The 11,556-nt window shown below is 45.1% G+C and carries 10 protein-coding genes and 2 tRNA genes; 9 read left to right on the top strand and 3 right to left on the bottom strand.

Features of this window, described 5'->3' with window-relative positions; translation table 11 throughout:
- Positions 1–190 precede the first annotated feature (190 nt).
- From KNO91_RS10410 to KNO91_RS10395, 4 genes are read left to right on the top strand one after another with little or no spacing between them, the layout of a single operon-like run.
- On the top strand, positions 191–952 hold the full coding sequence (locus KNO91_RS10410) for a metal ABC transporter ATP-binding protein (protein WP_214787445.1): 762 nt from the start codon (positions 191–193) through the stop codon (positions 950–952).
- Positions 949–1,806: a metal ABC transporter permease gene (locus KNO91_RS10405; RefSeq protein ID WP_214817829.1), complete on the top strand. Its 858-nt coding sequence runs from the start codon at positions 949–951 to the stop codon at positions 1,804–1,806. The genes KNO91_RS10410 and KNO91_RS10405 overlap by 4 nt, the downstream gene beginning before the upstream one ends.
- A complete protein-coding gene (locus KNO91_RS10400; protein ID WP_214787447.1) occupies positions 1,799–2,224 on the top strand; it encodes a Fur family transcriptional regulator in 426 nt (141 codons plus the stop codon). Before KNO91_RS10405 ends, KNO91_RS10400 begins: the two co-directional genes overlap by 8 nt.
- Positions 2,225–2,260: 36 nt before the next feature.
- Positions 2,261–3,649 (top strand): NAD(P)H-hydrate dehydratase, encoded by a 1,389-nt coding sequence (locus tag KNO91_RS10395; RefSeq protein WP_214817827.1) that lies wholly within the window; start codon positions 2,261–2,263, stop codon positions 3,647–3,649.
- Positions 3,650–3,686: 37 nt separating this feature from the next.
- Here KNO91_RS10395 and KNO91_RS10390 read toward each other — a convergent pair whose 3' ends face one another.
- Positions 3,687–4,271, bottom strand: coding sequence for a 5' nucleotidase, NT5C type (locus KNO91_RS10390; protein ID WP_214794623.1), 585 nt, complete (start codon positions 4,269–4,271; stop codon positions 3,687–3,689).
- Positions 4,272–4,347: 76 nt separating this feature from the next.
- On the bottom strand, positions 4,348–5,469 hold the full coding sequence (ispG, locus tag KNO91_RS10385; protein WP_074033343.1) for a flavodoxin-dependent (E)-4-hydroxy-3-methylbut-2-enyl-diphosphate synthase: 1,122 nt from the start codon (positions 5,467–5,469) through the stop codon (positions 4,348–4,350).
- Positions 5,470–5,682: 213 nt separating this feature from the next.
- Here ispG and KNO91_RS10380 point away from each other — a divergent pair, with 213 nt between their 5' ends.
- The gene (locus KNO91_RS10380) at positions 5,683–7,383 is read left to right on the top strand and encodes a methyl-accepting chemotaxis protein (RefSeq protein WP_214817825.1); all 1,701 of its coding nucleotides are present in this window, start codon (positions 5,683–5,685) and stop codon (positions 7,381–7,383) included.
- 16 nt (positions 7,384–7,399) lie between these two features.
- Here KNO91_RS10380 and KNO91_RS10375 read toward each other — a convergent pair whose 3' ends face one another.
- Positions 7,400–7,858, bottom strand: a complete 459-nt coding sequence (locus tag KNO91_RS10375; protein ID WP_214794627.1) for a hypothetical protein — start codon at positions 7,856–7,858, stop codon at positions 7,400–7,402.
- Between the two features lie 180 nt (positions 7,859–8,038).
- On the opposite strand from KNO91_RS10375, the gene KNO91_RS10370 reads away from it, so the two are divergent.
- From KNO91_RS10370 to KNO91_RS10355, 4 genes are all read left to right on the top strand, one after another.
- Complete coding sequence (locus tag KNO91_RS10370) at positions 8,039–9,682, top strand: Na/Pi cotransporter family protein (RefSeq protein ID WP_214794629.1); 1,644 nt, start codon at positions 8,039–8,041, stop codon at positions 9,680–9,682.
- A 107-nt stretch (positions 9,683–9,789) separates the two neighbouring features.
- Positions 9,790–9,863, top strand: a tRNA-Met gene (locus tag KNO91_RS10365).
- A gap of 7 nt (positions 9,864–9,870) precedes the next feature.
- Positions 9,871–9,944 (top strand) — tRNA-Ile (locus KNO91_RS10360).
- 115 nt (positions 9,945–10,059) lie between these two features.
- A complete protein-coding gene (locus KNO91_RS10355) occupies positions 10,060–11,532 on the top strand; it encodes an alpha-amylase (protein WP_214787453.1) in 1,473 nt (490 codons plus the stop codon).
- The last annotated feature ends 24 nt before the right edge of the window (positions 11,533–11,556 follow it).

Raw genomic sequence — 11,556 nt, 5'->3', positions numbered from 1 at the left:
TCGTGGCTAGTAAAAGTACGATCTTCCCAAGAAGCTCCCACTTCCATTTGTGAAGCAAATAAGTGGCGAGTAGTTCACCATTTAGCATAGGAGAAACGGTCTGGCTTGAAGGCATGCCAGATATTTTGTATAATACAAACGCCTAGAAAGTAGAAATGATTACGATTTATCAAATGAGAGAAGGGATTAGATGACAGCATCCGTCGTCAAATTAAACGATGTGTCCTACTACTATGATGGGACACCGGCCTTACAACAAGTTTCGATTGATATTCGACAAGGGGACTTCGTCGCAATCGTTGGAGAAAACGGTTCTGGGAAGTCGACATTGATTCGAACGATTCTTGGTTTACTCCATCCACAACAAGGATCCGTCGAACTGTTCGGCAAGCCGATTTCGCAGTTTAAAGACAAGTCTCGTATCAGTTACGTTTCCCAAAAAGCGGCTTCATTTAACTCGGGATTCCCGGTTACCGTTGAAGAAGTTGTGGCGATGGGAAGATATGGCCGCCTCGGTTTATTCAAGCGTCTCAAAATGGAGGACCAGGCAGCGATTCAAAATGCATTAGAAACGGTCAACATGTGGCAGTTCCGCCATCGTAAAATTGGAGACTTGTCAGGAGGACAACAACAACGCGTCTTTATCGCACGGGCGATGGTAAACCAACCTGACCTTTTGATTTTAGACGAGCCGACGGTTGGCGTTGACCAGAAACATTTACAGGATTTTTATGAAGTGTTGCATATGCTCAGAGAACACACGACGTGTACGTTTGTTCTCGTCACTCACGACTTAAACGTTGTAACAGACCTCGTTACGAAAGTCGTCCATCTCGACCGTGGGCGCTTAGCATGTAATTGTGGTCTCCGAGAGTATAGTGAGCTCGGTGAATTGGCAACGTCTATCAAGCCATATCCGGTGAAAGTGCTTGTTCATGAGGGTACAACATGATTGCAGACCTTTGGACATACAGTTTTCTACGCTATGCGTTCATTGCAGCGCTTGTCATCGGTTTTACGGCGCCACTCATCGGTTCATTCATCGTCGTAAGACGAATGAGCTTGATTGCCGACGCGCTGTCCCATATGACACTTGCCGGTATTTCATTCAGTTTGTTTCTCGGGCAATACATCGCCCTGTTCGCGGACCTCAACCCGCTCTATATGGGAACGTTAATCTCAGTATTGGCGGCACTTGGACTCAACTGGTTACGAAGTAAATATGTACACTTCCAGGAACTATCGATTCCAATCATGATGTCAGCTGGGATGGGATTGAGTGCAATCTTTATCTCTCTATCGAGAGGGTTCTCCGTGGATTTGTCGACGCTTCTGTTCGGATCGATCTCTGCAGTGAGTCAATCAGACATCACGTTGATTGTCAGTGTAGCGGTTTTAACGGTCCTCGTGATTTTTATCTTCTATAAACAGTTACTTTTCTTGTCATTTGATGAAGAGCAAGCGAAAGTGTCAGGACTACCGAGTACGATGCTCCATCTATTGTTCATGTTCATTGTGGCACTTGTGATCGCTGTCAGTATGCGAATCGTCGGTACACTCCTCGTATCTAGTTTGATTACGTTACCGGTTGCAGCGGCGTTACGATTCACCTCAAGCTTCAAACAGACGATCCTTTGGTCGATCATCTTCGGTGAAGTTGCGACAATCGGCGGACTCGTCCTCGCTTATGACCTTGATGTTGCGCCAGGTGGAGTCATCGTCTTGATCGCGGTCGGCATCTTAGCTGGGGCCATGGTTCTTGAGAATGTGATGAGTTTCAGGAAAAAGGGGGCACAACATGAATGAGACTGAACAATTGAATCGTCTTCGTGCGTCTTCTTTGAAAGTCACGCCGAAACGTCTTGAAATGTACGCCTTTCTCTCTGAGGAAGATCGCTATATCAGCGCTAAAGAAGTGCTGGAATATATGCGAGATAAGCATCCGACGATGAGTTTTGATACGGTATATCGAAACCTCAAGTCATTTGCAGAGGAGGGGCTTCTTGAAGCGACGGAGCTTGAAGGAGAAAAATCATTTCGTGTCACCTGTGGCACGTCACATCATCATCACCATTTAATTTGTCGAAGTTGTGGAAAGACAAAGCTCCTCGATTTATGTCCGATGCGATTTGTGGAAACGGTCGATCCTGAATTCGAAGTGGTCGATCATAAATTCGAGATATATGGGTATTGTAAGGAATGTAAGCAAAAGGGATTGAATTGATTCAATCCCTTTTTTTGTATCGAAAGGGGAGGTCAGATGATTTACACAGCTGCAGAAATCAAACAGATTGATCAAACCGCCAACCAAAACGGAATGCCCGATACGGTACTGATGGAACGAGCAGCCTCGGCAATTGTACCGAAGATTCAAATCGATTCGTCTTCAACCGTTCTAGTGATTTGTGGGAAAGGAAACAACGGAGGAGACGGATGGGTCGTCGCTAGAGAGCTTGCAATGAAAGGTCATGAAGTGAGCGTGTGGTCACCACTTGGGGAAAGTAAATCTGAGGCCGCATCGGCGCATGCCGCCTATGCGTCATTGTTTGTTCAAATCATAGAGCAACCGATCTCTACGGACGTCATCATCGATGCCTTGTTCGGTGTCGGGTTATCGGGAGCAGTTACAGGAAAAGCAAGAGACGTCATCGAATGGGTGAACCAACAATCGGCGAAGGTGTTGTCGATCGATGTCCCTTCAGGTATGCCGAGTGACCACGCCCGTGAGTTTGACGGCTTGGCTGTTCAGGCGAACCATACTTATTCCTTACACGGTTATAAACGGACAGCGTTTTTAAACCGTACTGCGCCGTATTATGGACAACTTGAACGAATTGACATCGGGCTCCCACATACAGCGGACTGGCGTATGTTGAACGAATCGGATTTTGAACGATCACTTCTAATGCGAGATCGTTACAGCCATAAAACGGATTATGGGCATGGCATGCTGATTGGAGGGAGTCGTCATCTTCTCGGGGCGCCGTTTATGGCGGGCCGTGCGGCACTACGTTCTGGCATCGGCCTGTTAAACCTTTCGATTCCGAGAGAGGCAAGCCCCCTCATATCGACGTTACCTGAAGCGATGTACAATCAACATTCAGATCAATTGGAAAAAACATATGATGCGATTGCAATCGGTCCTGGAATGGTAGAGGGGGAAGGGGTGGATCATATTTGGCAACAAGTAACTCGACAGTCTTGTCCCGTCATTGTAGACGCGGGAGCATTATCGAAGAGGCGACTTGAGACCCGGGGACCGCTCATCCTTACTCCACACCCTGGTGAATTTTCTAAACTGACAGGTAAGTCGGTCGAAGAGATTGAAAGTGACCGTTTCACGATTGCCTCCGAATTTGCGAAAGAGTATCGAGTCCATTTGATTTTAAAAGGAACGTTTACACTCATCGTCGCCCCAGACGGAACAGGTGCCGTCAATACAGTTGAAGCCTCTGCTCTTGCCAAAGGAGGAAGTGGGGACGTATTGACCGGGATTTTACTTGCACTATGGGCACGTGAAGGGGGAACATGGTCACCGAATGAACAAGCCGTGCTATGGCATGCGCTCGCGGCTAAATCGATCAGTCAGACGATTCATCCAGCAAGCGTACTCGCAAGCGATGTGATTGAAGAACTTGGTCGTATATAAAAAGAAGGCATTCCCGTTTACTGGACGGGAATGCCTTTTAGCGTTGATTGAGAATCATTTGTTTTTCGATGTGGGCAATCTGATGATGGGCTTCGCGCCACGTTGAAATACGTGTCACGCCTTCGGGCAGCGTTTTACGATTATAGGGAGCATCGAACAATAGTACGGGAATGGATGTCTCTTCATGGATGGAAATTGCATTTTCATAACGGTCCTCCATGAATAGTTCGAGTGACAAGTCTTTGACGACATTGATTTTATCGTGTGACCCGGTCATCACCAGTGAATCGAGTGGAAGTCGGTGACTCGTGATCCATTCTTCCGTGACTGGTCGAACCGCCTCGCTTCTTGCAGTCACGTAATGAAGATGATGCTCGTCCTTCAACTTCCACAGTACTTCTAAAACATCAGAGTGGGGAAGGGAACGACGATAAATCGCTTCCTCATGGCCTTCTTCAATCATAAACTTCCAAAACTCATGTTGTTCCATCGTGGTGTACGTATGCAACTCATACTCCGTCGCACGATGATAATCAATGGAATAACCGAGTGCTTCATTCATGTATATAAAACAACTTTTAGGGTCCGTAACGGTTCCATCTAAATCAATGCCGATTCGCATCTCATCACTCCTCCTCACATGCCCTCTATTCTATCAAAAACCCGCACGGTTGCAACCGTGCGGGAATGTTAATTCATTAATTAGATTGATTAGCAAGCTCTTGTTCTTCGCGCTCACGCTCAGCCATTTTCTCGGCAGCGATTGCATCGATCTCTTTTTTCAATTCCTCGACCATCGTAGCTTCAGGAACTTTACGGATAATCTTACCGTGGCGGAAAAGAAGACCTTCATTGCGGGCACCAGCGATACCGATATCAGCCTCACGGGCTTCACCAGGACCGTTTACTGCGCATCCTAGAACGGCAACTTTAATGTTGACGTTAATATTTTGGATATATTCCTCGACTTCTTTTGCAATCGAAATCAAATCGATTTCGATACGACCACATGTCGGACAAGAAATCAATGTTGCAGCGTTCGCTGCAAGACCGAATGACTTGAGCACTTCTTTCGCAACTTTCACTTCTTCTACCGGGTCATCTGAAAGCGAGACACGAACCGTTGAACCGATTCCGAGTGAGAGGATTGCACCAAGTCCAGCTGCTGATTTAAGTGAGCCAGAGAAGAGTGGTCCTGATTCCGTGATCCCGACGTGAAGTGGGTAATCAAACGTTTTCGCAGCGAGCGTGTACGCTTCAAGTGCCAAGTTCACGTCAGAGGCTTTGAGCGAGATAATTGTGTTATAGAATCCGAGATCTTCAAGAATCTTCACGTGATGCATTGCGCTCTCGACCATTCCTTGTGCAGTCGGATAGCCATACTTTTCAAGGAATTGTTTTTCGAGTGATCCAGCGTTGACACCGATTCGAATCGGAATACCTTTTGCTTTCGCAGCGTTTACGACAGCCTCGACTTTTTCACGGCGACCGATGTTACCCGGGTTGATGCGGATTTTATCGACGCCACTTTCGATGGCTTTTAAAGCAAGCTTATAGTCGAAGTGAATATCGACGACGAGCGGGATGTTGATGCGGCTCTTGATTTCAGCGAGTGCGTCAGCTGCACGTTCGTCTGGACATGCCACGCGAACAACTTGACACCCAGCCTCTTCTAGACGTTTAATTTCGGCGACTGTCGCCTCGACGTCGTGAGTTTTTGTTGTGGTCATAGATTGAATGACGACTTCGTTCGATCCTCCGATAATCAAGTTACCGACACGAATCGGACGAGTTAATGAACGATGCAAAATTTCTGACATATACGTAATCTCCTTCTTTTGGAAAGATTCCAATCGATTTAAGAAAATAAGGTTTCTTCATTATCATAACGAAAAGAATGTGAAAAAGCATCTAGGATGCGTAATGGATGTGTGCTCTTTACAAACTCTAACGCTATCTTAACATCTACTTCATAATTTTCCACCGTCTCAAGACCGATATAAAGGCGAGAATAGAAAAAGAGGTGACATCACATGAAGTGGGTCTTTAAACGGAATTTAAGTGAGAAGGCGAAACTACACAATCGATCGAATCGACAGTTCAAAATGGCGCACCGTCTCCAATGGACACTCATGCCGATTATTTTACTTGTCTTTACCATTACATTTAGTTGGTTCGCCATGAAGTCGGAACAACTGTTGTCCGCAGAAATCGAGCAACGCCTCATGCGGGAAGTCACAGTCATGCGAGAATCGGTGAAAACCTCCTACAACGCGTATGTCGCAAACGAGAAGCAACTAAATCGTTCATTGAAGTCCACTTATATGCAACAAGCTTCTATTCTATCAGGAGATGAATTCGAAGCCGCACAATTTTTAGTACGTGGAGATTCTGTTGATCAATTGAGTGGATCAAAAGGGATGAAGACAGAGCAGATTGTGGAGAAAGTTTCACAAACGATGAATACGGAAGTGGAAGAGACAGAAGAATTGTTAATGGCTTCAGTTACGATACCAGAACTAAAAGCAGATTACGTTCTCGTCGTCACGAAAGAATCTGCGCTTGGTCCAATGACTGAATTGCGACAATATATCATTTTCATCTTATTGATTGCGATGATTGGGATGGCCATCCTCTTCACACGATTCATTCATCGCGAAGTCAAACCGTTGAGTATATTGGCCCATTCATTGCGCCACGCCGTTGAAACGCGTCGATTCGATGATGTGGCACTCGGAGCAAAATCAAAAGAAATACATATACTCGAAACCGAGTTCAACACATTCATTCATTTATGGAATCAGTCCATGGACATGATGGGCAAGACAGCGAGCGCATTTCATCAAAGTCTTCCGGTTTTTAAAAAAGAACTGATGAACAGCCATCACCAAGTTGAACAATTCCGTGAAGTTGCGGCAACAGTTGAACATACGAGTCATTCGTATCAGTCAGTGACGAGCGATTCCACATTTAAAATGAGAGAAGTCACACAACAAATCGAAACGCTGGAACATCAAATTTCGAGTGTGGACGACCGTGGTAATCGACTGAAATCCATTTTACATGAAGAGCTTGAAACGTTCTCTTCCGTGAAAGAGGCGAGTGATTATGTCGAGCAACAAGTGGAGAGCATTCAACAAAAACTTGTGGAAAGTGAGTCGAACTCCTCAAAAGCGGATGAGGCACTAAAGAGCATCCTTTCGGTGTCGGCAGCCACGAAGATGTTGTCGCTAAACGCGTCGATTGAGGCGGCTCGAGCTGGTGAGCACGGTAAGGGGTTTGCCGTTGTCGCTAGCGAGGTCGGAAATCTTGCAAAAATGACGAGTGAAGCAACGTTACTCGCAGTCCATGCCATTGAAGCACTGAACGAAGAACGAAAAGACTTACTATTAGAAGTCAATGATTTTATAAAAGAAGTACATGTATTAAAAGATGCCGTTTTTCGAGTGGAAGGTGGGATTGAGGTCATTGACCGTGAAATCAAGGTTCAGTTAGATGAGTTTCAGTCCATCACGGATCAAACCTCACACACAGGAAGACAGCTCTTGCAATTAATTGAATCAAATGAGCGGTTGCGAGAAATCAGTTCGTTACTCGAACGAAAGTTATTTGAGCTGAACGATGGTGTCGATCGATGGTCACATGTTCAGTCCGCTTTACAATCTGCAGGTACGGATTTGGGCGACCAAAGTGATGCGTTGAATCGGACGTTAGAGGAATTATCACCAAAATAAAAACAACGACGAGCGTTTACGAAGACGCTTGTCGTTGTTTTTTTTGTGGCACTTTCGTTAAAGGGTAGGTGATATATCCGAGTCCAATGACGAAACCAATCGATATAAGGGAAGGGTTCATATGGTATAACGTCACTAATAAAATAGTCGGAATGAATGTCATCGACACGGTATATGGCCAAGCTTGACGGTAGGCCCACATGTTTTTCGAGTAGACTTTTGTAAACAACTGAACGTATAAAGCCATGATGGCGACCCACAGTAAATAGAAAAAGAAGATGGCGAATCCATGTAAGAATAGCCACATCGGAATGAAAAAGTCAGGACGAATCACAACAAAGTCCAAGACGGTGATCAGGAGCGTCAACACGAGAGTGGCTCCCATATAGGCATGAAGCGGAGCGAGTCGAAGGCGTAGTGTTCGCTTTGATGGCACTAAACTTGTTCGAAGGAACGTAAAGATGGTGGACAACATGCTAAAAACTCCAATCTGTTATATTACAACTAATAGAAAAATGGTTAAAATAGTACAGTGTTTTAATAAAACTTTTACATAAAACGTGTTTACATGAAGACGCCGATGAAGGCATAATGAGTAGGGCATTAAAAACCAAGCAAATCCAACCAATTCTTAATTAAAAGGAGTACAAAAATCGTGGAATACAATTTGCAAGAAATGTTATTCATGTTTTTTGGAGGTCTAGGGATCTTCCTCTTCGGGATCAAATCGATGGGAGACGGACTCCAAAAGTCTGCAGGGAATCGCCTGCGTGACATCCTAGATAAGTATACAACGAATCCATTCCTTGGTGTACTCGCCGGGATCATCGTTACTGTATTGATTCAATCTTCTTCAGGTACAACCGTTATTACGGTCGGACTTGTTAGCGCCGGCTTCATGACACTCCGTCAAGCAATCGGAGTCATCATGGGGGCAAACATCGGTACAACGGTGACGGCATTTATCATCGGATTCGATGTCGGTGAGTATTCACTCCCGATGATTGCAATCGGTGCAGTCTTACTCTTCTTCTTTAAGAAAGAGCGTTACCAGCACCTTGGACAAGTTATTTTTGGCCTCGGGGCATTGTTCTATGGTCTTGAGTTGATGGGTGACGGAATGCGTCCGCTCCGCTCAAGTGAGTATTTCATCGACTTGACGCAATCAATGAGTGACAATCCGTTCCTCGGTGTCATCGTCGGTACGGTATTTACAGTCATCGTCCAGTCATCTTCTGCAACAATCGGAATTTTGCAAGAGCTCTATGCGGGTGGTTCAATCGACTTGGATGCCGCTCTTCCGGTATTGTTTGGTGACAACATTGGTACGACAATCACAGCCATTTTGGCATCAATCGGTGCATCAGTTGCCGCACGTCGTGCAGCTGCAGCGCACGTTATCTTTAACTTAATCGGAACGACAATCTTCATGATTTTGTTAATTCCGTTCACAAACTATATTTATTGGATTACAGACTTCTTGGCAATTGAAGACAAGATGCAAATTGCATTCGCACACGGTACGTTTAACGTCGTCAACACATTCGTCCAGTTCTGGTTCATCGGGTCGATTGCGTGGATCGTGACGAAATTGGTGCCGGGTGAAGATTCAATCGTCGATACGAAAGCACAGCATTTGGATCCAATCTTCATTCAACAGTCGCCATCGATCGCAGTGGAGCAAGCGAAATACGAAGTCATCCGAATGGGAGATTTCGCAAAACTTGGTCTTGACGAAGCGCGTAACTATTTGACAACAGGGGATAAAAAGCACTCTGAAAAGTCTGCGCATATCGAAGAAGCATTGAACTCGTTGAATGCTAAAATTACAGATTACCTCGTAAAATTGGCAGCTGTCGATTTGACCGAGCAAGAATCACAAGAACACAAGACGCTCATGCATGCGATCAACGATATCGAACGAATCGGTGACCACGTTGAAAACATCATTGAGTTGATTGACTATAAGACTGCTACGAAAGTGACACTTTCAGCAGATGCTCAAAAAGAATTGACTGAAATGTATGACCTCACACGCGAAACGTTAGAGAAATCACTTCAGACGTTAGCGAGCGGTGACATGGTCGAAGCACGTAAAGTCATCGAAATGGAAGCGAAACTCGATATGCTCGAGCGTCAATTCCGTAAAAACCATGTTGTTCGCTTGAACACGGGTGCTTGTGATGGACAAGCAGGTATGTTCTTTGTCGACATGCTCTCAAACCTTGAGCGGATCGGTGACCATGCCATGAACATCACAGAAATCACACTTGAAGACGCGAACGAAGTAACTGTATAAAGATGGAGCACTCCGGCTAAATAGTCGGAGTGTTTTTCTGTACTTAGCAAGGAATTTTCCTTGACACTGTATAACATATTCAGTATATTATTACTGTATAACAACATGGCGGTGTAGCTCAGCTGGCTAGAGCGTACGGTTCATACCCGTGAGGTCGTGGGTTCGACTCCCTCCGCCGCTACTTATAAGGACCCTTAGCTCAGCTGGTTAGAGCAGACGGCTCATAACCGTCCGGTCGTAGGTTCAAGTCCTACAGGGTCCATTCCAAAACAACTTTCATTTTGTGAAAGTTGTTTTTTTGTTTTCAATCTAAATTTCATGGGTAAATACTCGTTAGCATTTTGTTTTTTTGAAAAATATGAAATGAGGCGGACAAAATGGAACGAAATCACACCATGATGCAGTTTTTTGAATGGCATGTCGAAGCGGATCAAAAACATTGGAAGCGGTTAAAAGAGAGAGCAGAAGATTTAAATAAAGCCGGAATTACAGCGCTCTGGTTACCTCCTGTCACAAAAGGACAGAGTGATAAGGACACGGGGTACGGCATTTATGACTTATATGATTTAGGTGAGTTCGATCAAAAAGGATCGATTGCCACAAAATATGGCACGAAGAAAGAACTTCTTGAAGCGACATCGTTCTGTCAGCAAGAACTAGGGATGCAAATTTATATGGACGTCGTTATGAACCATAAAGCAGGTGCGGATGCGACCGAGAAGTTTGAAGTATTAGAAGTGGATCCGGATGACCGCACGAAAGTCCTTTCAGATGAGCCTTTTGAAATCGAGGGATGGACAAAGTTTGATTATGAAGCCCGGGATGGGAAATATTCTTCGTTCAAATGGGACTTCACTCATTTTAATGGGACCGATTACGATGCGGCGACAGACCGTTCCGGGATTTTCTTCATTGTTGGAGAAAACAAGAGATGGAATGATAATGTCGATGATGAATTCGGTGTGTATGATTATTTGATGTTCGCGAACATCGATTATCATCATCCTGAAGTCAGGGAAGAAGTGTTGAATTGGGGTAAATGGTTCATTGAGGAAACGAAGTGTGACGGATTCCGATTGGATGCAATCAAACATATCAACTACGATTTCGTCAAAGAGTTCAGTCAAACGATGAGAGAAGAGAAAGGCGACCAATTCTATTTCGTCGGAGAGTTTTGGAAATCAGATCTCGATGCTTGCCGCGAATTTCTCGATAACATCGATTACCACGTCGATTTGTTCGATGTTCCTCTCCACTATAAACTGCATCAAGCCTCGGAGGAAGGTGCCTCGTTCGATATGCGAACCATTTTTGATGACACGCTCGTCCAGTCACACCCGCTTCACGCGGTAACGTTCGTGGACAATCACGATTCACAGCCTGAAGAGGCGCTTGAGTCATGGGTGAAAGATTGGTTCAAGCAAATCGCATACGGTCTCGTTTTACTTCGTAAAGATGGCTATCCATGTGTGTTCTATGGAGATTATTATGGCATAGATGGCCCTCACCCAACCGACGGAATGAAGCTAGCCATCGATACACTTCTTTATGCTCGTCGAGAAAAAGCTTACGGGGAACAGGACGACTATTTCGATGATTCAAACGTCATCGGATGGGTGCGTAAAGGTGTGGAAGAAATTGAACGTTCAGGATGTGCCGTTCTCATCTCAACTTCGGACGAGGCTGAAAAGCGTATGTTCGTCGGGGAAGAGCGAGCTGGTGAAACATGGGTCGACTTGACGAATACGCGTGAAGATAAAATTGAGATTGATGACGAAGGATTTGGGGTATTTAAAGTGGCGGCGGGATCTATTTCAGTCTGGGCGTTACCAGAAGAAGATGTAGAGTGAGGCATTACAATTGAGTCGACCGTC

This window comes from Exiguobacterium sp. s59 (assembly GCF_018617475.1).
GTDB classification, from domain to species: domain Bacteria; phylum Bacillota; class Bacilli; order Exiguobacteriales; family Exiguobacteriaceae; genus Exiguobacterium; species Exiguobacterium aestuarii.
This window is presented reverse-complemented; position numbering and strand designations above follow the sequence as displayed.